Consider the following 24,505-nt stretch of genomic DNA (forward strand, 5'->3'; position numbering starts at 1 on the left):
AATGTATTCAATGAGTTAGAGTAGAGGCAGGCTTCATTAGCCCACTCAAGTTTGCATGCGGTGAGTGCCAGTGTTCAGGGCATTGATCGTTTGAGGCCGAGTAGCAAAATGGTTATGCAGTGGATTGCAAATCCACCTACGCCGGTTCGATTCCGACCTCGGCCTCCACTCTTAAAGCCCCGTAGATCAATGGTCTACGGGGTTTTTTATTGCCTGCGATTTATGAGCCATTCCGCAACTTTCGGGAGGCCTTCCGCAACCACCCTCCTTTATGACCACAATTTAGGGGAGGGGGCAGCATCAGGCGCGAGGAGGCTATCGTTCATTTTCAGAGAGACGCCCAAGCATTAGAAGATGATATATTCGGGCGCGTAGAGATAAATTCATACTGGTATGCCCGACCCTGATTTTCGCGGTTGGTATGTTGCGTGGGAGGAGGAGTGATATGTCAAGTATGTTGTTGGGGTTGCTTTCTTCTGAAACATTCAAAAGGAATAATAAGGTTTTAGAAGAGCATTTCAAAGATGGTGTCGATGAATTGTCCGCGCTACTAAAGTGCCACTTGCTAATCGAACAAAATCTCAGAGACTTCTGCAATGCGAGCGTTCTTAATCCGTCTCATCTTAAAGGTAAGCGATTTCAGTTTTCTCATGTTGTGAGCTTGGCAAGGGCGCTCATAGAAGAGCCTAAAGATCTCGATGTTAGCTGGATGTGGGGCGCGATAGATCTTTTGAATGGCCTAAGAAACAGCTATGCGCATGAGTTGGATCCGAACCTATTACTGATTGAAGAAAAAAAGAATAAACTCATAAAGCTTTTGTCTCCCATGATTAAGGATGAACCCCTGTATAAGGGAGTTGACGTGCCGCTAAATGTGTACCTGGGGATCCTAATTGGAGCGTTGTCTGGGTATTTGTTTTTTATTCTAGAAACACGCGGTGGCCTGAAAGGATGACTACGAATTTAGCTCTCGGTTTTTGGCCTCAAACGTAGTTGGCCCATAAAGCTTTCTTAGAATTGATTTGATTACTTCGTGGGCTTTACGATCTCGCCGAACTCTTCGGTAAACCTTCTTGGTCATCTCCTCTGTGGAGTGTCCTAGTAATCGGCTGGCATGTCCCAGTTCGATCTCGCTGGCAGCTTTCGGGCGGATGTCCTTGAACTGGAACTGGCGAATCAGTACGGCCAGGGCAGAGTCCCCATCGGCGCCGGCCTTAATGGCCGCGTTCTCGCGTGCTTCATCCCATCGATTGCACAGCATCTGCTGACTCATCCGCAGGCCGGAAGTGTTGGTGATGAGCCTCGATGTCTTAATGCCCCTGATCGCGCGGCGCTCTTGGAGGTCATCAATAAAGGCGCTGAGCCCGGATTGCACGCCCTCATCCTCCAACCGTAAGCGGAGTTTCTTTGAGGTTTTGCCTTGTTTGACCATCAAGAAACCCGCGTTCAGGTCGGTGGTGGCCACCTTGAGTACGTCGGCTGGTCGCTGGCCAGTTAGGTAGGCAAGGTCCATGGCGTCTTTGAGTTCCTGCGGTGCCTGATCATAGACGGCATTCCAAACGATCTCGCCCGCGTAGTAGTCCCGTGGCGTTTCCTTGTTGCGGCGAAGGCCGAAGCACGGGTTTGCCTTGTCAGTCAGGCCCCATTCCCGGGCGAACGTGAACATAGTTGATAGAAGCGCGATCTCTCGGTTGGCACGCACTTTGGCCCTCCTGGCGTCGCGGTATTGAGCAATGATCTGTGGTGTCATAGCGTCGAGTGGGGCACCGGTAAACGCCTTTTTTCAGCTGTCGGAGACCTTTCTGATAGTCGTCCTGAGTGCCCTTGGTCAGCTTGGGCATCACTTTCTTTTCGTACTCTTCGAACAGTCGGTCTATTAGGTGCGCAGGAGACGGCACTGCTTTGCGCTCCAGGCGCGCCCATTCAACTTTTGCGTCGTCAAGGTCACTGCCCAGGGGGATCTCTTTGCGTTTGCCTTCGGCATCCCTGCCGTTGTAGTAGTACCCGATCCAGATTGTTCCGTTCTTTCGTTTCTGGCGCCGACGGATCATGCGCGGGGGCAGATCTCGGTTTGCTGTGGATTTCTGGCGCATTGATTAGCTCACATTCGCCAGGCCGAGTGACCAAGTTTCGGCGACCGCCTTTACTGCAGATGGCTTAACACCCGCCAGTTTCAGACGGGCGTATACGCGACCCACGACAGTGCAGTGCGCGCCAGTCACAACAAACGCCCAGACTTTGGAGGTCAGCCACTGGATTTGCTTGGACGGAATCTGATAGCCGACGGCGGTTTGCGCGCACCATTGTTGTTCTGGCGTCACGATAAGGGGCGATCACTCGTGGGGTGACCGCGTCTACTTGGGCTGATTTGATCGCATTGCGTAGTTGTTTGAGGCTTTTCAAGTAGTCCCTTTGGCGGCTGGCGCTGTGGGTATGGCTAGAACCTGCTACGTAGAGATGGCACAATGCCTTATTTATCATGGAGGGGATTTTGTGAGTGATATATGGGATGGGGTCTCTCGTTTTTTTAGAGCGTTTTTCTCAAGGACGTTAGAGATGTCCCCTTTGGTTGTAGTTATATGTGTAGCGGTAGCAATTTATTATTATCGTGAAAAGTTTTCTGGAGATTTTTCGGATGAGGCTTCAGATTGGTCAGCCTTCGGTAGTTATATAGGCGGATTATTTGGTCCCGTAGTGTCTTTTGTTACGCTTCTGGCTATCCTGAAAACCATAGGCTTACAAAAAGAGCTATTAGATACGCAGCAACGTGAATTCACATCTATGCAGGAGCTGCAAAAAAAGACCTTTCAGTCGCAGCAAAATCAAATAAATGACGCAAAGATTTCTTCTGAAATTGAAAGCGTTGAGCGCTTGAAAGACACGCTTCTTAGTTCGATAGATAGAGTTATTCTTATATATGATAATCGATATGGCAGGGCCTTTAGTCGTTATGAGCGCTACAAGGATTATGAAAACAACAGTCGCCGAGGAGATGGTATAGCGGGGAGCCTATATGACGCGGTTAATAACGAAATGTCAGTGTGTAGCGGGAGGATCGCTAAGCTAGAGGTGCTGGCCCGTGATATATCCACTCAAGGATTCTCTAATCAAACTGAATTGCGAGAATTTTATGCTCTTCGAATACAAGGTCTGGTGTGATATGTAAATGGCTTCCATTGAGTGAGCCTCGCCAGTGCTATCCCCGAAAAGTAAGCCTTGATCAATGTGTATTCATTCAAATACAAACCCTACCAACGCGTTACACGATAGCCGTGACGCCCTCGACTTGCGGTTGTCATAACACTCGCGAAACAAATATTGCCAAGTGAGAGTGTTGTCATGAAGTTGAATTACCTGACCAAGGCCGCCGTCGTGGTCGCCTTGTTGTCCACGTTATCGGGTTGCTGGATGTTCATGCCACCACCAGGTGGTGGTGGTGGTGGTGGTGGTGGTGGTGGGCACGGTCAAGGTGGTGGGCATGGTGGCCCAGGCTTTGGGGGTGGCGGTGGTCCGCGTTAAGTAGCCAGTCAAGGGAGCACGCTGTCATGGCTTGCTCCCTTTTTCATGTGACCAAAGTGTATTCCCCGATCCACCCCCAGCTGTACGGGGCGGTCGGCGCTGCAAACCTCTACTGTCACAGGCCTGTCACCCCGCGCCTGGATGCTCTGTCATGTTCATGTCTACCAGCCTGCTGTCAGCCTTTGTGCTGTTCGCCTTTGTGTCTTCGATTACACCCGGTCCCAACAACACCATGTTGTTGGCGTCTGGGGTGAACTTCGGCTTTCGTCGCTCGATGCCCCATGCGCTGGGGATCAGTATCGGCTTCATGTTGCTGGTGATTGCGGTCGGCCTGGGGCTGGGGGAAGTGTTCAAGGTGTTGCCGTGGGCGTACACGTTGCTGCGCTATGTGGGCGCGGCGTACCTGTTGTACCTGGCGTGGAAGATTGCGACGTCCGGCGGCATGTCCGAAAGCAATGACGAGCACGGCAAACCTATGACTTTTCTCGGCGCCGCGGCGTTTCAGTGGGTCAATCCCAAGGCGTGGATCATGGCGCTGGGCGCGATCACCACCTACACGCCAGCGGAGGGCTATATCGCCAACGTGCTGGTGATTGCCCTGGTGTTTGCCGTGGTCAACCTGCCCAGTGTGTGCGTCTGGGTCGTCTGCGGCAGCGGGCTGCGCAATGTGTTGCGCGAGCCGCGCCTGTTGCGGGTGTTCAACGGGTCAATGGCCGGGCTGCTGGTACTGTCGTTGTACCCGATGCTGTTTGCCAGCTGAGCGCGTTAGACCGGCGATATAGTCGCCAACAGGCCGATGCCGATGGTCAGCACTAAAAAGCCGAACAGGAAAATTGCCATCTTGGTCATAAGGCCTCCGAAGGGAAGGGGGCGTCAGGAAGAGTCCTGCCGCGCTCGACAAGGGTGTCGGGAGTGGCGCCATTGTCTCTTCGCAGGCGCTTTCGATACAGAGGCAGATAGCAAAGAAAAAACCGTATCAGATGCACTTGCGAGCGCTCGGCCACGGGTTTTGCGGGCAGGCGGTTTTCTCAAGATCAGGCATAAACCGGCTGTTTAAATCGTTGTATGTACCGCGCCGATTGCTGATCGGCCGCGCGCAGCCTATCCTGGCGTCCGCGCAGATCCTGGATCACTGGATGCCACGATTTCGCCGTTTTGGTGCGCCAATCCTCTAAGATGGCGCCCACTGCATCAACAATAAAAGTGGGCTAACCCTCGATGGAAAGACGCCAGTTCAGCGGTGGCATGAAAGGCAAGAACCTGCGCTACCTGAATGACCCCTCCCAACAGCCGTCGCCGGTCACCCGCGTCGGTTTTTTGCTGCTCGAACATTTTTCCCTGCCGGCCTTCACCCAGACCCTCGACACCCTGGTCACCGCCAACCTGCTGCGCCCCGACTTGTTTGCCTCACGCACCTTTGGCTGGGGCGACGGCGAAGTGGTCAGCGACCTGGGCCTGGTGATCCGCCCGGATGCGCGTCTGGATGTGGCGGCGTTGCACGACCTGGAATTGTTGGTTATCTGCGGTGGCTTTCGCACCGAACTCAAGGCTGGCGAAGACTTCATCCACGTGTTGCGCACGGCTGCCGAACACGGGGTGGGTCTGGCGGGACTGTGGAATGGCTCGTGGTTCCTTGGCCGCGCGGGATTGCTGCAGGGCTATCACTGCGCCATCCACCCCGAGCACCGTCCCGCGTTGGCGGAAGTGTCGAAAGCGGCGCAGGTCACCAGCGAACCCTTTGTGATCGACCGCGACCGGCTCACCGCGTCCAGCCCTTCGGGGGCCTTCCACATGGCCCTGGACTGGATCAAAAGCCTGCACGGCAAAGCGCTGGTCGAAGGTATCGAGGACATCCTGGCGTTTGAAGAGTCACGCTACCGGCGCATCAAGCCGACTGAAAACATCAGCGTCAGCGCACCGTTGCGCGAGGTGGTCAAGCTGATGGACGCCAACCTCGAAGAGCCCCTGGAACTCGACCAGTTGGCTGTCTACGCCGGTCGTTCGCGACGCCAGCTGGAGCGCCTGTTCAAGGAACAACTGGGCACCACGCCGCAGCGCTACTACATGGAACTGCGCGTCACCGAGGCGCGGCGGTTGCTGCAGCACACGGAGTTGTCCCAGGTGGAAGTGTTGGTGGCGTGCGGGTTTGTATCGCCGAGCCACTTCAGCAAGTGCTACAGCTCCTACTTTGGCTACCGCCCGTCCAAGGAGAAGCGGCTGGTCAAGTAGAGCAGATGTTGCAGATTCCATGGTTGAAGGGAAATGTCTTTACCAACAGTACCGCCGCCTTCGCAGCCTCGCTAAAGCTCGACACCACAGAGGACCAGCAGTGTCTGGGCGATCTCCAGCCGAGCGCTGACAGCCCAGCAACACCAATCAACTGTGGGAGCGGGCTTGCCCGCGAAAGCGATGCATCAGGTAATACATCCCCCTCAGAACCGCCCCAACCGGTAAGCCCCACACTGCGCTGAGTCACCTTTCCACAGCTTCACCATCCACTCCGCCGTCACCGCCGCCTGCGTCAGCCCCAAATGCTGATGCCCAAACGCAAGCAGCACTTTGCCCTCACACACCCGATCAATAATCGGTAGAGAATCCGGCAGCGAAGGCCGAAAACCCATCCACGGCGTGGCATCCGTCACGCTCAGTGGCTGGCGGAACAACCCGTCACTCAACCGATGCAACTGCCAGGCGCGCTGCATGTTCGCGGGGCGATCAAGCCCGGCGAATTCCACCGTGCCGGCCAGGCGCAAGCCGCCCGCCATCGGCGTCATGATGAATTTGCGTTCCAGCGAGGTGACCGCAAACGGCAGGCGCTGCGCTTCCTGGGGCAGCATCAGGTGATAGCCACGCTCGGTGTCCAGCGGGACGTGTTTACCGGTCAAGGCCGCGGTCAGTTTGGCCGAATGCGCACCGCAGGCGATCAACACCTGGCGCGCCGTCAGCTTGCCCTGGTCGGTCAGCAGCGCGACGCCTGCGCCTTCAAGGCGGGCATCCATTACACGCTGCTGGAGAAACGTCACACCGCTGGCCTTGGCCGCCTCCACCAACTCGCACACCACCCGATAAGGGTCTACAAAGTGCCCGGTCGCCGGGAAAAACAACCCGCCGCGTATACCCTCGCTCAACTGCGGCGCAGCCTCGCGTATGGCACTGCCGGTCCACGCCTGCACAGGTACGCCTTGCTGTTGCATACGCTGTTGCAGCGCGTCGAGGGCGGCTTGGGATTCGGCGCGTTCAGATACCAGCAACGAGCCATTTTCATGCAACAACCCTGGGCGTTCGATGCTCTGCAACAAACGCTGCCAGGCGCCCAGGCTGCCTTCGTTCAGCGCGCGGATGCCCGCCACGGTGCGCCGGTAGCTGGCCGGACGCAGGTTGAGCAGCAGGCGGATAAACCACGGCAGCGCGCGGGGCAGGTATTTCCAGTCCAGGCGCAGCGGGCCCATGGGGTCCAGCAGCATCGCGGGCAGGCGCTTGAGGATCGACACGTCGGCAATCGGGAAGACTTGCTCGGTCGCCAAGTGGCCGGCGTTGCCCCACGAGGCGCCCATGCCCGGGGCCTGCTGGTCGACCACCACCACACGCTGGCCCTGACGCGCCAGTTGCAGGGCACAGGCGACGCCGACGATACCGGCGCCGACCACTATGATGTCGGGTTCGGGCATGGCCTAGACCTCCCTCGAACCGTCGAGCAGGCGGCGCAACAGCAGCGGGTTGCCTGCCTGGAGCGCGCAGGGCAGCAACTCGTCGGGAAAATCCTGGTAGCACACCGGGCGCAGGAACCGCTGGATCGCCGCGGTGCCCACCGACGTGCTGCGCGAATCCGACGTGGCCGGGAAGGGCCCGCCGTGGACCATGGCGTCGCACACCTCCACGCCGGTCGGCCAGCCATTGACCAGCAGGCGCCCGGCCTTGCGTTCAAGTACCGGCAGCAGGGCCTTGGCACGTGCCAGGTCGGCCTCATCCAGGTGCAAGGTCGCGGTGAGCTGGCCTTCCAGGTGTTCGCTGACCTGGCGCACCTGCTCATCGTCGGCACACACCACCACCAGCGACGCCGCACCGAACACTTCGGCCTGCAACTGCGCATTGCTCAAAAACTCGCTCGCCTGGGTCACAAACAGGTGCGCCTGGCCTTGGTTCGGCCCAGTCGCCCCCAGACCTCTGGCAACCACCTCGGCGTGTTCAGCCAGGGCGCCGACACCTGCCTCGTAAGCCTGGAAAATACCGGGCGTGAGCATGGTCTGCGCCGGGCATTGCGGGAGCAAGGCCCGCGCGGTGCTGACGAAGCGCTCGAGCGCCGGGCCCTGGACGGCCACCACCAGGCCGGGATTGGTACAAAACTGCCCGGCGCCCTGGGTCAGCGACGCCACAAACCCTTTGGCCAAGTTCTCTGCCCGTGCCTCAAGCGCCGCAGCAAACAGGTACACCGGGTTGATCGAACTCATCTCGGCATACACCGGAATCGGCTCGGGCCGCGCCTGGGCCGCCTGGGTCAGCGCCACGCCGCCGCTGCGCGAGCCGGTAAAACCCACCGCCTTGATACGTGGGTCGGTGACCAGCGCAATCCCCACTTCGCGCCCGGCCCCGTACAGCAGCGAAAAGACGCCCTCAGGCAAACCGCAGTCCTTGACCGCCTGGGCCACGGCACGCCCCACCAGCTCACTGGTGCCGGGGTGGGCGCCGTGGGCCTTGACGATCACCGGGCAACCGGCGGCCAATGCCGAGGCGGTATCGCCGCCCGCCACCGAAAAGGCCAAGGGGAAATTGCTCGCGCCAAACACCGCCACCGGGCCCAGCGCGATATGCCGCTGGCGCAGGTCCGGGCGCGGCAGGGGTTGGCGTTGCGGCTGGGCGCTATCGACCCGCACATCCAGCCATTCCCCGGCACGCACGGTGCGGGCGAAGGTACGCAGCTGCGCGCAAGTGCGCCCGCGTTCGCCGCTGATACGCGCTTGCGGCAGGCCGGTTTCGGCCATGGCGCGCTCGATCAAGGCATCGCCCAGCGCTTCGATTTGCGCGGCGATGGCTTCCAGAAAACGGGCGCGCGCCTCCAGTGAAGTTTCGCGATAACCATCAAAGGCGGCCCACGCCAACGCGCAGGCCTGGGCCACCTGTTCAGCATTGCCACCGGCATAGGCCGGCTCCAAGGGGGTGTCGGTGGCGGGGTTGATCGCCCGGATCGCATCGCGATTGCCGCAAAGGGAGTGCTGACCTATCAGCATCGTGCCCGTCAGAGTCATGGGGTCGTCCTGAAAAAAAGAGGGTTGGCCGCTGCGCAAAGCACAGCGGCGCACAAGGCTTCAGTTGAAGTTCTGCTCAGCCGACCAGTTGGCGTACCACTGGCGGAACAGTGCGTACTGGTTCTCGGCATAACGGCGCTGGGCGTCGCTCAACACATCCGTCTCGTTGAAGTGCAGCGCGTAGCCCTGGTCACCGTTGAGCACCATCAGGTGCTTGTAGTACAGCACCAGGTCGCAACCTTCATCGAAGGATGACAACACCGCCAGTGCGGCCTCCAGCTCGCGGGCCAGGCGCCGGGCCTTGGCATCGCCCTTGGCCGCCTGTTTGCTCAGGGCCACCAGTTGCAGGACTTCGCGGGGCAGGGCGTTGCCAATGCCGGTGATGGCGCCGGTGGCGTTGCAGTTGACGAAACCATGCACCACCTGGGTGTCGACGCCGACCATCAAGGTCACGCTGTCATCCTGGGAGGTGATGTGTTCCGCCGCGTAGCGCAGGTCCGCGCCACCGCCGAACTCCTTGAAGCCGATCAGGTTCGGGTGTTCACGACGCAGTTCGAAGAACAGCTCGGCGCGGGTCGCAAAACCGTAGTACGGGCTGTTGTAGATCACTGCCGGCAGGTTGGGCGCGGCCTTGAGGATCGCCGAGAAGTGCGCTTTCTGCGCCGTGGCGGACGCGCCGCGGGACAACACACGCGGGATCACCATCAAGCCGTGGGCGCCCACCTTGGCCGCGTGGGCCGCATGGGCCACTGCCTCACGGCTGTTCACCGCACCTGTGCCGACGATGGTCGGTACGCCCGCGGCCACCAGGCGCGCCACGCCTTCCTGGCGCTCGGCCTCGGTCAGCAGCGGCCAATCGCCCATCGAGCCGCAATACACCACCGCGCTCATGCCAGCGTCGATCAGCTCACGGCCCTTGGCGACCAGCGCGTCGAAGTCCGGCTTGCGCGCAGCGGTGCACGGGGTCATCAGCGCGGGAATGCAGCCGGTGAAGATGTTGTCGCTCATTGTTCTAACTCCTTGGAACGTTCAAGTGGATGGGGCCTCAGATGCCCCAGGCGAAAGGGTCCTGTGCGTCGATCAGCAAGGTGCTGTCGGCGGTCATGTAGGCGCGGCCGGTGATGAATGGGCGCACGCGTTCGCCGTCCCATTCGTAGCGGCCTTCGAATTGGCTGCCGGTGATGCTCGCTTGCAGCCAGGTTTCACCGGGTGCGAGTTTTCCATCGGCGGCCAGGCATGCCAGCTTGGCGCTGGTGCCGGTGCCGCAGGGCGAGCGGTCGTAAGCCTTGCCGGGGCACATCACGAAATTGCGGCTGTCGGCCGTGGCGTCATCGGCGAACAGTTCGATATGGTCGATCAGCGCCCCGTCGGCGCCGTGGATGCCCTGGGCTTCGAGGGCCTTGAGCATCGCCCAGGTGTAGTCGGTGAGGGCGTCGACGTTGTCCATCTGCAAGCGTTGGCCGTGTTCCGAGACCAGGAAGAACCAGTTGCCGCCCCAGGCGACGTCGCCCAGGACCCGGCCATGGCCCGGCACATCGACCGCCACCTGCTGACGATGCCGATACGCCGGTACGTTGCGCAGGGTGACGGCGCCGTCCGCGTGCAACGTGGCGGCGACCGGGCCGACCGGCGTGTCGATGGTGTGCACGCCGGGGGCGATGCGCCCCAGGTGATGCAACGACGCCACCAGCCCGATGGTGCCGTGGCCGCACATGCCCAGATAACCGGCGTTGTTGAAGAAGATCACACCACAGGTCGCGCCGGGTGTGACCGGCGCGCAATACAGCGCGCCGACCAGCACATCATTGCCGCGCGGTTCCAGCAGGCAGGCGCGACGCCATTGATCGTGCTCGCTGCGCAGGTTGTCCAACTGCGCGGCGATGGTGCTGCCGCTCAGGGCCGGGAAGCCGTCCATGATCAGGCGCGTGGGTTCGCCGCCGGTGTGGGAGTCGATGACGTGCAAGCGCTTCATAAAAGCCTCCATTCAGTGAGTGGCCGGGGCCAGCGGGGTGGCGTAGTGAGCGTCGCCGACGGTTTCGCTTTCAGCGTCGTCGGACTCCAGGTACACCAGATGCGCCGGTACGCCGGTCGCCGCGCCCCAGTAGTAAATGCCCAGGGCGCAGACGGCGACCACAACGGTGTCGAGGGGGTGACCGATGGCGCCGATGCCGCCAAAACTGCCGAGTTTGGAGAGCAGGATCATGGCCGCGTAAAAGCCGATCAGCCACGCGGAAGAACGCACTTGCTGCTTGAGATTGAGGTGCGCGGTCGGCACCCAGCGGGCGCACAGCAGGTACACCACGAACATCAGGATTTGCAGGCCCAGCAGCCAGGACACCGTGCTCCAGCCGGACCAGTACACAATCAACGCAGCGATGATGAACGACAGCGGGCCCAGCACTGCCATGCCCTTGACCCGGAACGGACGCGCCATATCGGGGGCATTGCGGCGCAGCGCGGCGACGGTCACCGGGGCGACGGCGTAGCTGAGGATCAGCGCGGCGGAGACCACATTGATCAACGCTTCCCAGGAGGGGAACGGCAGGGTCCAGAACACCGACAAGCCGAACGTCAGCCACAGCGCCGGGCGCGGGATGCCGGACTTTTCATCGATACGCGTGAAGATCTTGAAAAACGTGCCGGTCTGCGCCCAGCCGTAGACCACCCGCGGCGTGGCGTTCATGTAGATATTGCCGCAGCCGCTGGGGGAGATCACCGCGTCGGCCACCACCAGGTACGCCAGCCAACCGACACCCAGGGCCAGGGCGATGTCGCGGTACGGCAGGGCCAATTGCTTGCTGATCCCGGCCCAGCCATCGGCGAGCATCTCGGTAGGCACGCCGCCGAGGAACGCGGTTTGCAGCAGCACGTAGATCGCCGTCGACAGCAGCACCGAGAGAATCAACGCGATGGGAATCGTGCGTTGCGGGTTCTTCACTTCGCTGGCCACCGAGATGATCGGCGTCAGCCCCAGGTAAGCGAAAATCACCCCACCGGCCGACACGGCCATCTCGATACCCGACAGGCCAAACGGCGCGAAGCCATGCGTCTGGAAATTCGCCGGCTTGAAGAAGGTGAACAGCACGCCAATCACCAACAGCGGCACGATGAACTTGAATACGCTGACCAGGTTGTTGGCGATGGCGAAGGTCTTCACGCTGCGGTAATTGAGGATGAAAAACACGCACAGCAGGGCAAATTGCACCAACCAGCCGAGGGTGGTCGGGTCGCTGGAACCGGCTTTGGTCAGCTCGGGAAACCACGCCGCCGCATATTGACGCGAGGCGACCACTTCAATCGCCACCAGGCTGGAAAACGCGATCAGCGTGATAAAGCCCATCAGGTAGCCCAGCAACGGGCCGTGGGAATACACCGGGTAACGCACCACGCCACCGGCGCGGGGCAGGGCGGCGCCGAGTTCGCAGTACACAATGCCCAACAGCAGCACCGCGAAACCGCCGATCAGCCAGGAGATGATTCCGGCAGGACCGGCGATGGCCGACACGTGGCTGGCCGCAAACAACCAGCCGGAGCCGAAGATGGCCCCCAAGCCGATAAAGGTGAGATCCATCAGTGAAAGTTGCTTCTTGAACTTGCCTTGACCTGACATAGCGTCGCCTTCTTGTGAGTTATTGGATAGGCATGCAGTGGCCATAGCGTGAACTCACGAGGGGCGGCGCGATTGATGTTTTTTGCGTGCATGAATGACGAAATCGGCACAGTTGGCGTCCCTCGACAGCGCTCCAGGCATGGTGCAATCTGCTACGCGTCGAGGGGTTCAACGAGGGGATAAACACAGATGATGCCGACCGCGTTTGCGACCCTTTGCCAAGGCAGTGAGGTGAATCGTCCCCACACCATCGAGCAGTTATTGGCCGGCATGGTGCAACTGTTGCCGATGCTGGATGTGATCCCCAATGCGGCGATTTTCATCAAGGACACCAGGGCCCGCTACGTGCTCGCCAACCGTACATTGGTGCAACGTTGCGGCCTCAAGCAGTTGCAACCGCTGCTCGGCAAGACCAGCGCCGAAGTGTTTCCCGCACAACTGGGGCCGGTCTACACCGAACAGGACCGGCGCGTGCTGGAGCAGGGATTTGTCCTCGAAGACCAGTTGGAACTGCACCTGTACGGCACTCGCGAACCGGGTTGGTGCCTGACCCACAAATGGCCGCTGTACAACCACGAGGGCGCGATCATCGGCCTTGGCGGTATCTCGGTGGACCTGCAATCGGCGAGTGAAACCCACCCGGCGTATCAGCGCCTGGCTGCGGTGGACGAATACATCCGCACGCACTTCAACCGCCGCGTAACCCTGGGTGAGCTGACTCAGATCGCCGGGATTTCCGTGGCGCAACTGGAGCGCTACTGCAAGCGCGTGTTCCACCTCACGCCCCGCCAGATGATCCAGAAAGTGCGCCTGGAACACGCCCACCGCTTGTTGCACACCGACCTGCCGATTACCGAAGTGGCCTTGCAGTGCGGCTACACCGACCACAGCGCGTTCACCCGCCAGTTCAAGGCATCCACCGGATTCACCCCACGGCAGTACCGCGACGGCTTGTAGTGAGCGGGCTTGCCCGCTCACTACAGTGTGTTGACTATGCGTATTGGTGTTGTTGACCGTGTGTATTGGCTACAGGCTGATCGCCGCGCGTGATTGCGCATCGCAACAACACCCGCCCGATTTCGAACTGCGCATCGCAATGCAACGATTGGCGCGCAGCCCCCTCATATGTCTACAAGCAACATTTCACCACGACAGGGACTGAGCTTATGACGGCGCCGGACAACGATCATGTGAACTGGCTGGTTGAACAGTCGATGCTGCACGCGGCACGCCAGCGTGCGCGGCTCTATTCCGGGCACGGGCGCCTGTGGCAACAGCCCTACGCACAAACCCGGCCACGGGATGCATCAGCGTTGTCGTCGGTGTGGTTCACCGCGTACCCGGCGTCGATCGTGACGCGCGAGGGCGGCACGGTGCTCGAGGCGCTGGGCGATGAAAGCCTGTGGCAGGCGCTGTCGAAGATCGGCATCCAGGGCATCCATAACGGCCCGCTGAAGATGTCCGGCGGCTTGAGCGGCACACGGCACACGCCGACCATCGACGGCAATTTCGATCGCATCAGTTTCCAGATCGACCCGCAACTGGGCAGCGAGGCGCAGTTGCAGGCGCTGACGCGCATGGCGGCTGCGCACAATGCGGTGATCATCGACGACGTGATCCCGTCCCACACCGGCAAAGGAGCCGACTTCCGCCTGGCCGAGATGGCCTACGAGGACTATCCCGGGCTGTACCACATGGTGGAGATCCGCGAAGAAGACTGGCCACTGCTGCCCGAGGTCGTCGACGGCCAGGATGCGCACAACCTCAGCCCGCTGCAGGTGGATGCACTCCGCGACAAGCACTACATCGTCGGCCAGTTGCAGCGGGTGATTTTCTTCGAGCCTGGGGTCAAGGAAACCGACTGGAGCGCCACGCCCGTGGTCATCGGCGTGGACGGCAAACCGCGTCGCTGGGTGTACCTGCATTACTTCAAGGCAGGCCAACCGTCGTTGAACTGGCTGGACCCCAGTTTCGCCGCGCAGCAGATGATCATCGGCGACGCCTTGCATGCCATCGACGTAATGGGCGCGAAGATCCTGCGCCTCGACGCCAATGGTTTTCTTGGCGTGGAGCGCAAGGCCGACGGCACGGCCTGGTCGGAAAGCCATCCGCTGTCGATCACCGGCAACCAATTGCTCGGCGGCGCGATCCGCAAGGCCGGTGGTTTCAGTTTCCAGGAGCTGAACCTGACCGTGGACGACATTGCAGCGATGTCCCATGGCGGTGCGGACCTGTCCTACGATTTCATTACCCGGCCTGCCTACCAGCACGCCTTGCTGATGGGGGACACCGAGTTCCTGCGCCTGATGCTGCGCCAGATGCACAGCCTGGGCATCGACCCCGGTTCGTTGATCCATGCGCTGCAAAACCACGATGAACTGACCTTGGAACTGGTGCACTTCTGGACGTTGCATGCCCACGACAGCTTCGTTTACCAGGGCCAGACCTTTCCCGGCAACAGCCTGCGCGAACACATCCGCGAGCAGATGTATGAACGCCTGACGGGTGAACAGGCGCCGTACAATCTCAAGTTCGTCACCAATGGCGTGGCCTGCACCACGGCCAGCATCATCACGGCGGCGCTGGGGATTCGCGACTTGGCGGCGATCACGCCGCAGGATGTGGAGCAAATCCGTCAGATCCATCTGCTGCTGGTGATGTACAACGCCATGCAGCCGGGGGTGTTTGCCTTGTCCGGCTGGGATCTGGTGGGGGCGTTGCCGTTGCCGGCGGATGAGGTGGCGCATTTGATGGGCGATGGTGATACGCGCTGGATTCACCGTGGCGCCTACGACCTGGTGGACTTGAACCCCGCCGCCGAGCAGTCGGCCGGGCACATGCCCCGTGCGCACAGCTTGTACGGCAGCCTGAACAGCCAATTGCAGGACCCTGAATCGTTTGCCTCGCAGTTGCAAAAAATCCTCGCGGTGCGCCGCGCTTACGACATTGCCGCGAGCCGCCAGATCCTGGTGCCGGATGTGCAGCACCCGGGGTTGCTGATCATGGTCCACGAACTGCCGGCGGGCAAAGGCACCCAGATCACCGCGCTCAACTTCGGCGCCACACCGCTTACCGAAACCCTGCGCCTGCCCGGCATTGCGCCAGGGCCGGTGGTGGACATTATCAATGAACGGGTCGAGGGGGATCTGACGCAGGAGGGTGAATTCACCATTACCCTGGATGCATACGAAGGCTTGGCCTTACGAATCGTCAGCACTACCCCCATGTAGTGAGCGGGCTTGCCCGCGCTGGGCGGCGAAGCCGCCCCAAACGGTACGCCGCGGTGCATCAGAAAGACCGAGGTGCCTGGATTTGGGGCGGCTGCGCCACCCAGCGGGGGGCAAGCCCGCTCACTACAACAGGTCGCCCACACTCACACCTCTTCGCCCCCCGGCGCGGGCAAGCCCGCGCACTACGAGGTTTAGGGCCAGGGGGTTGGGGCGGGTTTGGGTTGTTTCCTGAAGTAGGCAGTGCGCAAGTAGCGCGCCAATCGCCAGATGCCGTAGGCAACCACCGCAGTCAACAGGCTACCGGCCACATAGCCAATCGTCAGGCCGATCTCGTACGAACTCAGGTAGCCCCGGCGCCATAGCCGGATGGCATCCAGGATAGACCTGGGGGTTTGGACCCACACCAAGATGGATAAGCCATAAACCGGGATGGAGGCCAATAGACGTAGCCAGTAAACGGTCGTGCTCATCAGTGATTTCTTCCTTGGGGTGTGTAGCCGAACGCCGCATGTTAAGGCTTTCTTATGCCAAGTTCACCCCAGCGGCGCTGGCGTATTGTTCCCTGAGCGACGTAGGGGCGGCTTACGCGTTGATCGGAATCGACAATGTCGCCCGCAGGCCGCCTTCTGCTCGGTTAGCCAGCTCGATTCGCCCACCCAATCGGGTTGCGATGGTGTTGACGATGGTCAGCCCCAACCCCGCGCCCTTAGGGTTGCCCCGGTTGTAGAAGCGTTCGAACAACCGCGCCCGGTCCGCCTCATGGATACCTGGACCTTGATCGTCGACGCTCAAGTGGTAAAACCCGTCAGCCTGGGTCAGTTGCACGGTGATCACGCCATGTTCCGGGGAGAAGTTGGCAGCGTTGCTAATCAGGTTATTCAGGGCGATGTCGATGGCAATGGGATCGGAGAGGGTGTTGAAGGGGTGGTCGCTGACGTCAAAAGCCAGTTCCAGGTGTCTGCTCAGTAGCCATGGCGTGAGCTGCACCAGGCTGTTGCGGACGGTTTCGCCGAGGTCGATGGGTTTGTAGGCGGGCGCGGTGGCCTGGGGTTCGAGTCGGGCCATGGTCAGCAATTGACTGACCAGGCGGCTGGTACGATCGACGCCGGCGATCAGAAATTCGAGTGACTCGTGGCGCTCCTGTTCGGTGCCGGCCTCCAGCAGGTTTTGCGCGTGAACCCGCAGTACCGCCAGGGGCGTGCGCATTTCGTGGGCGGCATCGGCAATGAAGCGCCGTTCACGCCCCAGCACCTCCTGGATCTGCGCGAGCATGCGGTTGAGTGCGGTCTGCATCGGCTCCAGCTCGCTGGGCAGCGGCGTCAGTTGCAGCGGTTCAAGGGCGCCACTGTGCCGCGCGCGCAGGGTCGCGGCCATGTTGGCCAGGGGTTTGAGGCCCCAGCCGATGGCGAACCAGATCATTGTGGCAAGCACCAGGCTGCCGATCAGGTTCAGCCACAACGTATGGCGGACGATGCGACTGACCAGTTCCGCACGCACGTCATAGCGTTCGCCGGCCCAGATGCGCAAACCGTTCTGTTTATCCTCCAGGAGGAAGGACCGCCAGTGGTGCTTGTTCAGGTCTAGCGCATCACTGAAGCCGGGCTGGGCGGGTGGCGTGGAGAAGGAAGGTGCGCTGGCGGTGCGCACCAGGACTTCGCCTTGGGGGCTCCACACCTCAAAGGCGATCTTTCTTTCGTAGCGATGGCCATCACCCCGAGGCACGGCTTCAGCCAGCGCCGAGTTGAAGGCTTGATACAGGTTGGCGCGTTCCTGCCCGGCCAACGGCATGCGCATGACGCCTTGCAGCAGGCGCGCGTTCTGCGCCAATTGCGCGTCGTAGACCTCGGCGATCTCGTGGTTGCTGTCGTGCAGGCTGAAAAGGCTGAGCACTGCCAGGCCGGCAAGCATCAGGCCGATGACCAGGGTCAGGCTACGGCGGCGGATCGAGCTCATGGGCGCTCCTCCACCAGGTAGCCTACGCCGCGAATGGTACGGATCAGGTCGGCGCAAAATTTCTTGCGCAGGTGGTAGATGTGCACCTCCAGGGTGTTGCTTTCGGCTTCCTCGTTCCAGCCGTAGAGCAGCTGTGTCAGTTGATCGCGGGTCATGACCCGGCCCGGTGGCGACAGCAGCTCGTGCAGCAGTTGATACTCCTTGGGCGTGAGCACCACCGGCTGGCCGAGGTAGCTGACCTGCTGGGTGCCGGGGTTGAGGCTGATACCGGCGTGTTCGATCAGCATCTGCGCGCGCCCTGCACTGCGTCGCAGCAAGGCGCGCAGGCGGGCCTTGAGTTCGGCGAGGTCGAAGGGCTTGATCAGGTAGTCGTCGGCGCCGGCGTCCAGCCCTGCGATGCGGTCTTCGGTGGCATCACGGGCGGTGAGAATCAGCACCGGCAGGTTTGAACCGCTGTCACGCAGGCGGCGTAATACGTCGAGACCGTCCATGCGCGGCAGGCCGAGATCGAGTACCGCCAGGTCAAAGGTTTCACTGAGCAAGGCGTGCAGCGCGCTGGCGCCATCCTTGAGCCAGTCGACGGTATAGCCTTCGCGCCCCAGCGCCTGCTGAACGCCCTCGCCGAGGGCCACATCATCCTCGATCAGTAAGAGACGCACACGGACTCCTTTGAGTCGGGATTGTTGTTCACGCCCACCGGCCATGGGCGCAACGCCGCTCCCAAGGGAGGCGGCGCGTGGAGTATCCGGGCCATTTCTTAACCAAGGCTGAAGGTAAAAAAACCGACGTAACCGTCGATCTTCAGATTGTCTTAAGACTATCAGAGCAGGGTGGCAACCGACTCGAGACTGCCGAACGAATCGGCCGTCGCTTACGATCATCACGAGGCTATTATGACCCGCGACACCGCTGTCACCCGTTATGGAAAACTGTCGATCACTTTGCACTGGCTGATGCTGGTGTTGTTTGTCGGTGTCTATGCCTGCGTTGAAATCAAGGGCTTGCTGCCCCGAGGCAGCGAGGCGCGAAGCCTGTTCATGGGATTGCACGGGGTGTTTGGCGCGAGCATCTTCGTCCTGGTGTGGGTTCGCCTGCTCGCACGCCTGTCGCCGCGCCCGCCGATCACGCCGACACCGCCGGCGTGGCAGACCGCACTCGCGCACCTGATGCACCTGGCCCTGTATGTGTTGATGATCGTCACCCCGGTGCTGGCCTGGCTGATGCTCGCCGCCGGCGACAAAGCCTTTCCGTACTTCGGCTTTCATCTGCCGGCGCTGGTGGCGGTCGACCCCGACCTGGCCAAGCAGCTCAAGGGGTGGCACGAATGGCTTGGCAGTGCGGGCTATTGGCTGATCGGTCTGCATGCGGCGGCAGGGTTGCTGCATCACTATTGGGTGCGGGACAACACCCTGGACCGCATGCTGGGTGGGCGTGAGCGCTCTTAGTAGGGGCCTGGATGTTCAGTCCGACAGGGGTTGCGGTGAAACTACCCATACGCTGCACGGCATTTTGTACAACACACGTTCCACCGTGCTGCCGATCAACTGGCTGATACCCCGGTGGCCGACCCGACCCATGACCACCATGTCGATGTCGTAGCTGGCGGCGTAGTTGCAGAGCACCTTGGCCGGGTTGCCCATGACCAGGTGCCGGCGTTCTTCTGGAATCCCGTTGCGTTCGGCCAGCGTGCGCAAAGCATCGGCCTGGGCATCCAACAGTGACTTGGCGGCACCTGAGGAGAAAAACGCCATGGCCTTATCGATGCCGAGTTCATTGGCGCTGCTCGATGACAGGTCATGGGCGTAGACCACATCCAGCTCAGCATTGCAGGCGCTGGCCAGTTTCACCGCTTCGTGCAGGATTCTGTCGTTGAGGTCGGCGTATTGGCCGTCGCGGTGAAACGGGTCCACAGCGGCGAGGATCTTGCGCGGCAGGGCATGCTTGGCGTGGCTGACAAAATGCAGCGGCACCGGGCATTCGCGTAACAAGTGGATGTCCAGCGGCGTGAACATCAGGCGCGACATGAACGACTCCGGGACCAAGGCCTTGATCAGCACCGCCATGGGCTGCTCCCTCAGATGAGTGAGAATTTCCTGCAGCGCTCGTTCCACCCAGACCACCTCGGTGGTGACGGGGATACCGATGTTGCGCAGTGGCCGCGCCTGGTCTTCCAACCATTGGCGATGACGTTCGACGTAGCCGATGCGCATCTGTTCCAGTGCCTGCTCGTTGACCATACCGGCTGTCGCCAGCCCGTCAAGGTAGTCGAAAGCCACAATATGCAGGGCCGCATCCGACGCCTTGGCGAGTGCCGCGGCCCGATCCAAGGCGGGGCTGTGTTCCATCAGCGGTGAGATGATCAGCATGAAACGCGGTTGTCCGGACATGGCGAAGCTCCCTTGGCAAGGTATGTCGAGTCGATGCCAACAGGCTGCGCCTGGCGCGATCCGGGTGCTTGATCTTTGTCAAACAACGCATACCCGCATCCGGTGGCCTGACAGGTGGTCCACCCGGCGGTACGTCACGCTTTATTGATCATTATCAAACCCGGGCCACGCAGTCCGGTGCAGCCTGGGCCAAGCGTCGAACCCACCAGGAGAAGGTAATGGCCACTATGAAAGCGGCGATATTCGTCGAAAACAATCGCATCGTGCTCGAAGACAAGCCGATTCCGGAAGTCGGCCCGCTGGACGCATTGATTCGAATAACCACCACCACCATCTGCGGTACGGATGTGCATATCCTGCGAGGCGAATACCCGGTGGCCAAGGGCCTGACGGTGGGTCACGAGCCGGTGGGCATCATCGAGCGGCTGGGGTCCCAGGTGCGTGGGTTTGTGGAAGGGCAGCGCGTGATTGCCGGCGCCATCACCCCCAGCGGCCAGAGTTACGCCTGCCTGTGTGGCTGTGGTTCCCAGGATGGCCCGGATACTCGCCATGGTTTTCGGGCTATCGGCGGCTGGAAGTTCGGCAACACCATCGACGGCTGCCAGGCTGAATATGTGCTGGTGCCTGATGCGTTGGCCAACCTGTGCCCGATTCCCGACGGCCTGAGTGATGAACAGGTGCTTATGTGCCCGGACATCATGTCCACCGGCTTTTCCGGCGCCGAGCGCGGTGAAGTGAAGATCGGCGATACCGTAGCCGTATTTGCCCTGGGGCCGATTGGCTTGTGTGCAATTGCCGGTGCCCGGCTCAAAGGCGCCAGCACCATCATAGGTGTGGATGCCGTGGCCGAGCGCATGACGGTGGCGCGTGGATTGGGGGCTACCCATGTGGTCAACTTCAAGGACGGCGATGTGGTCGAACAGATCATGGCCCTGACCGACGGGCGCGGGGTGGATGTGTCGATCGAAGCGCTCGGTACCCAGGGCACCTTTGAATCGGCGTTGCGCGTGTTGCGTCCCGGTGGTCGCCTGTCGAGCCTGGGCGTGTATTCCAAAGACCTGCACATACCGCTCGATGCCTTTGCGGCAGGGCTGGGCGATTACAGCATCGTTACGACGCTGTGCCCTGGCGGCAAGGAACGTATGCGCCGCTTGATGGCCGTCGTGCGTAGCGGGTTGGTGGATCTGTCGCCGCTGGTCACTCACCGATTCCGTCTCGACGACATTGAAGCGGCCTACGACCTGTTTGCACATCAGCGGGACGGGGTCATGAAAGTTGCAATCACGCCGTGAACCGGGGGCGTGGCATCGACGTGCGGTTCACTCGATTGCGTCGTTGAGTGAGCCGCATCGGCTGTCAGCGCAGATGATGGCAGCCTGTGATCAGTTGTCTGAGCCCCTCCATATTCTGGATATTGACCTCGCGCCCGCTTATTTCCACCAGTCCCAGTTCACGCAGGTGAGCGATGCTCCGGCAGATGGTTTCGAGGCGCAGGCCCAGGTAGGAGCCGATGTCCTCCCGATACATTTTCAGCACAAAATGGCTGGACGAGTACCCGCGCATACTCAAGCGTTGCGACAGGTTCAGCAGAAAAGCGCCGAGGCGTTCATCTGAACTCATGTTGCCCAGCATCATCAGCACCTCGTGATCGCGAACGATTTCGCGGCTGAAGATCTTGTTCAGGTTTTGTTGCAGCGAAGGCAGGTCCCGCGCGAGTCGCTCCAGATGCCGGTAATGAATAGGGCAGACCTCACTGTCCTCCAAGGCAAAGGCATTTCCGGCGTGTGCACCACTGCTGATGGCATCCAGGCCGAGCATCTCGCCGCAAATCTGGAAGCCCGTGACCTGCTCGCGACCATCAACCGTGAGTACGGTGGTCTTGAAGGAGCCGATGCGCACTGCGTACAGCGCACTGAATGGATCGCTGGTGCGATACAGTGCATTGCCTTTTTTGACCTTGATGCGCTGCAAGATCATTTGGTCCAGGCGTTCGACCTCTTGCCCTGTAAGCCCGAGCGGCAGGCACAACTCCAGCACGCCGCAATTGGCGCAGGCCGCCTTGACGGAGCGGCGCTGATAGTTGACTTCAGACATGGCTGACCTTGCGCCCTCCCTGTAAAAGTCAGTTAAGAGTAGCGGCGCAAAAGTTTATACGTTCGTTTGGTTCAATTTAATTCAATAAAAAGCGACGAACGGTCCTCCGATGATGACGTGAACCCTGTCATCAAAGAAAACCCCTGTCGTTATTCCGGCAGGGGCGAGTGGGCCAAGCCTCAGTCGGCCTTGATGGGTACGACCTTGTCCGCCTTCATGGCTTCGGGCTTCTTGGGCAACGAGATGTTCAGTACGCCATTGCTGAAGCTGGCTTCGATCTTCTCGGCATCCACGCCTTTGGGCAGGCTGAATACCCGTTCAAAGGCGCCGTAGTGACGCTCGCTGAGGTGGTAGCCTTTGTTTTTTTCAACCTTCTCCGCTTTTTTTTCCCCCTTGATGATCAGGTTGCCGTTGGACAGCTTGAGCTCGATGCTCTTCTGATCCATGCCGGGCAGTTCGGCGCTGATTTCAAAGCTTTTGTCCTTCTCGGTGATGTCCACGGCGGGCCGGCGCTGGCCGATCCGTTCGTGCTGCCACAGTGGTTCGAGATCAAACAAGCCGCGACTGAAGGGTGACAGCCCTGAACCGCGATTGAAATCGGCAAACAGGTGATCGACCTGCTGCCGGAGTTTTTCAAAGGGCTGCCACAGGTCTGACGACAAGGGATGCTGATTCGACTTGGCCTCGGTCGGGATCGGCATTTTTTTCTCGGAATTGCTCATCTTGACGACTCCTCTTGGGTGAAGGGCAGGCGGCACACTCCCGGTACGCCAGGCCGCCCTGAAAAAAACACGGTGTGAGCGCGCTCCTCACAAGGTCAGTGCCCCCGTCCACAACATGCGGCCGGCAAAGGCCGCGGCGGCCCAGATGATGATCAACAGGCCCGTTTCGGCGCCGTTGAGGGGTTGGCCCTGACGGGCTTTCATGCTGGCCAGATAAATCAATGAGCCTGGCGCGTACAGCAAGGCACTGAGCAGCATGTATTTGGGGCCGGCGGCATACAGCAGCCACACGCAATACACCGTGGCTACCAAGGCAATGCCCGCGTCACGGGCTCGCAGACCAGGATGGCCCTCGTACGTCAGGCCTTGCCAGGCCAGTTTCAAGGCATAGAGGCCGCTGAACAGGTACGGCAGCAGAATCATTGAGGTCGCCAGGGAAATCAGCGCGAGATAGCTGGCGCTTGAGTAAAGCGTGAGCAACAGAAACAGCTGAATGCAGCCGTTGGTGATCCACAGCGCATGGCTGGGCACACCGTGCACGTTTTCCGTTGCCAGCATCCCAGGCATGACGTTCTCTTTGGCCGGCGTGAAGACCGACTCGGCGGCCAACAGCGTCCAGGCGAGCAGTGCACCTCCCACCGAGATGATCAAGCCGATGCTGATCAACACCGCGCCCCAAGGGCCGGTCGCAGCCTCAAGCACACCGGCCATGGATGGGTTCTTCAAGGTCGCCAGCTCGGGTTGCTTGAGGATGCCCAGTGACAACAGGGACACCGCAATCAACAGCAACAAGGTGATGACGAACCCGATCACGGTGGCACGCCCGACATTTTTGCGTTCGGCCGCACGCGCCGAGAAAACGTTGGCCCCTTCGATCCCGATGAACACCCAAACGGTCACCAGCATGGTGCTTTTGACTTGATCGAGGGTGCTGCCCAAATCAGGCGAGCCCCAGAAGCCGACGGCGAAGGTTTCACGCCGGAAGGCCACGATCACCAGGCCGATGAACAGCAACAAGGGCACGATTTTGGCCAGCGTCGTCAGTGCATTGGCGCGGGCCGCGGTGCGCATGCCTCGTAAAATCATCCAATGCAGCGACCACAGCAGTATCGAGGCGCCGGCAACGGCGGCGGCGTTATTGCCTTCGCCGAACATCGGGAAGAAGTAACTCAAGGCTGCAAACAGAATCACCAGGTAGCTGACGTTGCCGATCCAGGCACTGATCCAGTAGCCCCAGGCGGAATTGAACCCGAGGAACTCGCCCCCCAAGACCCGGGCGTAGGCGAATACGCCGTTGTCCAGCGCCGGCTGGCGGTTGGACAAGGTTTGATAAACCAACGCCAACGAAAGCATGCCGATGCCGGTGATCACCCAACCTATCAGGATCGCTCCGGCACCCGCATGGGCGGCCATGTTCTGCGGCAGGCTGAAAATGCCGCTGCCAATCATCGAACCGATCACGAGGGCCACCAGCAGGCTCAGGGAGAGCCGCCGGGAGTCGGCTCTTTGCAAACTGCCTGCGATGGGTTGCCCTGCGGGAGGAAGGGTTGAGTGGGTGTCTTGCAGGTGCGTAGTCATAGAAGCCTCCACGAAACGAGGGTTTCTACACTCACCGCGTAGGGTGGTGTGAATGCTGGCTCCAATGTCCCCGTGAAGCCTCAGCCATCGTTTGATTTAAGTCAGAAAGTGTAAACACGCGGTGTTTTCGGGCCGCCGCGACGCACGTCGTCATCCAGGACGTGAGGGT

22 protein-coding genes, 1 tRNA gene and 2 pseudogenes are annotated in these 24,505 nt (G+C 60.6%); 11 read left to right on the forward strand and 14 right to left on the reverse strand.

The features are described 5' to 3' along the window. The first annotated feature begins 94 nt into the window (after nucleotides 1–94). Nucleotides 95–168, forward strand: a tRNA-Cys gene (locus tag OPU96_RS04475). A 277-nt stretch (nucleotides 169–445) separates the two neighbouring features. Beyond that, nucleotides 446–955 carry a hypothetical protein gene (locus OPU96_RS04480; protein ID WP_124527652.1) on the forward strand — a complete coding sequence of 170 codons (510 nt, stop codon included), beginning with the start codon at nucleotides 446–448 and terminating at the stop codon, nucleotides 953–955. A gap of 71 nt (nucleotides 956–1,026) precedes the next feature. On the opposite strand, the pseudogene OPU96_RS04485 reads toward OPU96_RS04480, so the two are convergent. Then, nucleotides 1,027–2,093, reverse strand: a pseudogene (locus tag OPU96_RS04485) (tyrosine-type recombinase/integrase). A gap of 3 nt (nucleotides 2,094–2,096) precedes the next feature. Next, entirely contained in the window at nucleotides 2,097–2,324 is a 228-nt protein-coding gene (locus OPU96_RS04490) for a DUF4224 domain-containing protein (RefSeq protein WP_498558820.1), read from the reverse strand. Between the two features lie 232 nt (nucleotides 2,325–2,556). Between OPU96_RS04490 and OPU96_RS04495 the strand changes: the two genes are divergently transcribed. From OPU96_RS04495 to OPU96_RS04515, 5 genes and pseudogenes are all read left to right on the forward strand, one after another. Further along, a complete protein-coding gene (locus tag OPU96_RS04495; protein WP_498558710.1) occupies nucleotides 2,557–3,159 on the forward strand; it encodes a hypothetical protein in 603 nt (200 codons plus the stop codon). A gap of 180 nt (nucleotides 3,160–3,339) precedes the next feature. Further along, entirely contained in the window at nucleotides 3,340–3,519 is a 180-nt protein-coding gene (locus OPU96_RS04500) for a hypothetical protein (protein ID WP_192300437.1), read from the forward strand. A gap of 151 nt (nucleotides 3,520–3,670) precedes the next feature. Beyond that, complete coding sequence (locus OPU96_RS04505) at nucleotides 3,671–4,279, forward strand: LysE family translocator (RefSeq protein WP_498558711.1); 609 nt, start codon at nucleotides 3,671–3,673, stop codon at nucleotides 4,277–4,279. 304 nt (nucleotides 4,280–4,583) lie between these two features. Further along, nucleotides 4,584–4,694: pseudogene (locus OPU96_RS04510) on the forward strand (signal peptidase I); the annotation flags it as partial. Nucleotides 4,695–4,764: 70 nt separating this feature from the next. Next, nucleotides 4,765–5,748, forward strand: coding sequence for a GlxA family transcriptional regulator (locus OPU96_RS04515; protein WP_498558821.1), 984 nt, complete (start codon nucleotides 4,765–4,767; stop codon nucleotides 5,746–5,748). A gap of 203 nt (nucleotides 5,749–5,951) precedes the next feature. Here the strand turns inward: OPU96_RS04515 and OPU96_RS04520 are convergent, their stop codons facing one another. Genes OPU96_RS04520 through OPU96_RS04540 form a run of 5 tightly spaced genes read right to left on the reverse strand, consistent with a single transcriptional unit; the run spans nucleotide 5,952 to nucleotide 12,372 of the window. Beyond that, entirely contained in the window at nucleotides 5,952–7,187 is a 1,236-nt protein-coding gene (locus tag OPU96_RS04520; protein WP_498558712.1) for an NAD(P)/FAD-dependent oxidoreductase, read from the reverse strand. 3 nt (nucleotides 7,188–7,190) lie between these two features. Further along, nucleotides 7,191–8,762, reverse strand: coding sequence for an aldehyde dehydrogenase (NADP(+)) (locus OPU96_RS04525; RefSeq protein WP_498558713.1), 1,572 nt, complete (start codon nucleotides 8,760–8,762; stop codon nucleotides 7,191–7,193). Between the two features lie 60 nt (nucleotides 8,763–8,822). Continuing rightward, nucleotides 8,823–9,770 carry a dihydrodipicolinate synthase family protein gene (locus OPU96_RS04530; RefSeq protein WP_305390893.1) on the reverse strand — a complete coding sequence of 316 codons (948 nt, stop codon included), beginning with the start codon at nucleotides 9,768–9,770 and terminating at the stop codon, nucleotides 8,823–8,825. Between the two features lie 37 nt (nucleotides 9,771–9,807). Then, nucleotides 9,808–10,734 (reverse strand): 4-hydroxyproline epimerase, encoded by a 927-nt coding sequence (locus OPU96_RS04535; RefSeq protein ID WP_226456906.1) that lies wholly within the window; start codon nucleotides 10,732–10,734, stop codon nucleotides 9,808–9,810. A gap of 12 nt (nucleotides 10,735–10,746) precedes the next feature. After that, complete coding sequence (locus OPU96_RS04540) at nucleotides 10,747–12,372, reverse strand: APC family permease (RefSeq protein ID WP_498558714.1); 1,626 nt, start codon at nucleotides 12,370–12,372, stop codon at nucleotides 10,747–10,749. A 189-nt stretch (nucleotides 12,373–12,561) separates the two neighbouring features. Here OPU96_RS04540 and OPU96_RS04545 point away from each other — a divergent pair, with 189 nt between their 5' ends. Together OPU96_RS04545 and treS are read left to right on the forward strand one after the other, a co-directional pair. Then, nucleotides 12,562–13,329 carry a PAS domain-containing protein gene (locus tag OPU96_RS04545; RefSeq protein ID WP_498558715.1) on the forward strand — a complete coding sequence of 256 codons (768 nt, stop codon included), beginning with the start codon at nucleotides 12,562–12,564 and terminating at the stop codon, nucleotides 13,327–13,329. Nucleotides 13,330–13,538: 209 nt separating this feature from the next. Further along, on the forward strand, nucleotides 13,539–15,602 hold the full coding sequence (gene treS, locus OPU96_RS04550; RefSeq protein ID WP_226456904.1) for a maltose alpha-D-glucosyltransferase: 2,064 nt from the start codon (nucleotides 13,539–13,541) through the stop codon (nucleotides 15,600–15,602). 191 nt (nucleotides 15,603–15,793) lie between these two features. Here treS and OPU96_RS04555 read toward each other — a convergent pair whose 3' ends face one another. The 3 genes from OPU96_RS04555 to OPU96_RS04565 all read right to left on the reverse strand — a co-directional run bounded on the left by OPU96_RS04555 (nucleotide 15,794) and on the right by OPU96_RS04565 (nucleotide 18,214). Next, complete coding sequence (locus OPU96_RS04555) at nucleotides 15,794–16,072, reverse strand: hypothetical protein (protein ID WP_226456902.1); 279 nt, start codon at nucleotides 16,070–16,072, stop codon at nucleotides 15,794–15,796. A gap of 112 nt (nucleotides 16,073–16,184) precedes the next feature. After that, the gene (locus tag OPU96_RS04560; RefSeq protein ID WP_226456900.1) at nucleotides 16,185–17,555 is read right to left on the reverse strand and encodes an ATP-binding protein; all 1,371 of its coding nucleotides are present in this window, start codon (nucleotides 17,553–17,555) and stop codon (nucleotides 16,185–16,187) included. Beyond that, the gene (locus OPU96_RS04565) at nucleotides 17,552–18,214 is read right to left on the reverse strand and encodes a response regulator (RefSeq protein ID WP_192299963.1); all 663 of its coding nucleotides are present in this window, start codon (nucleotides 18,212–18,214) and stop codon (nucleotides 17,552–17,554) included. The genes OPU96_RS04560 and OPU96_RS04565 overlap by 4 nt, the downstream gene beginning before the upstream one ends. A 234-nt stretch (nucleotides 18,215–18,448) precedes the next feature. Between OPU96_RS04565 and OPU96_RS04570 the strand changes: the two genes are divergently transcribed. Further along, nucleotides 18,449–19,000 (forward strand): cytochrome b, encoded by a 552-nt coding sequence (locus tag OPU96_RS04570; RefSeq protein WP_192299964.1) that lies wholly within the window; start codon nucleotides 18,449–18,451, stop codon nucleotides 18,998–19,000. Between the two features lie 15 nt (nucleotides 19,001–19,015). Here OPU96_RS04570 and OPU96_RS04575 read toward each other — a convergent pair whose 3' ends face one another. Next, nucleotides 19,016–19,942: a universal stress protein gene (locus OPU96_RS04575; protein ID WP_498558716.1), complete on the reverse strand. Its 927-nt coding sequence runs from the start codon at nucleotides 19,940–19,942 to the stop codon at nucleotides 19,016–19,018. Nucleotides 19,943–20,160: 218 nt separating this feature from the next. Between OPU96_RS04575 and OPU96_RS04580 the strand changes: the two genes are divergently transcribed. Then, nucleotides 20,161–21,234, forward strand: coding sequence for an NAD(P)-dependent alcohol dehydrogenase (locus OPU96_RS04580; protein WP_226456897.1), 1,074 nt, complete (start codon nucleotides 20,161–20,163; stop codon nucleotides 21,232–21,234). A gap of 64 nt (nucleotides 21,235–21,298) precedes the next feature. On the opposite strand, the gene OPU96_RS04585 is transcribed toward OPU96_RS04580, so the two are convergent. From OPU96_RS04585 to arcD, 3 genes are all read right to left on the reverse strand, one after another. Next, nucleotides 21,299–22,036, reverse strand: a complete 738-nt coding sequence (locus tag OPU96_RS04585) for a helix-turn-helix domain-containing protein (RefSeq protein ID WP_305390883.1) — start codon at nucleotides 22,034–22,036, stop codon at nucleotides 21,299–21,301. Between the two features lie 179 nt (nucleotides 22,037–22,215). Beyond that, nucleotides 22,216–22,758, reverse strand: coding sequence for an Hsp20/alpha crystallin family protein (locus tag OPU96_RS04590; RefSeq protein WP_498558717.1), 543 nt, complete (start codon nucleotides 22,756–22,758; stop codon nucleotides 22,216–22,218). Nucleotides 22,759–22,845: 87 nt separating this feature from the next. Then, on the reverse strand, nucleotides 22,846–24,336 hold the full coding sequence (gene arcD, locus OPU96_RS04595) for an arginine-ornithine antiporter (RefSeq protein WP_226456894.1): 1,491 nt from the start codon (nucleotides 24,334–24,336) through the stop codon (nucleotides 22,846–22,848). Nucleotides 24,337–24,505: the final 169 nt, after the last annotated feature.

It is taken from the genome of Pseudomonas sp. RP-B7 (assembly GCF_059803535.1).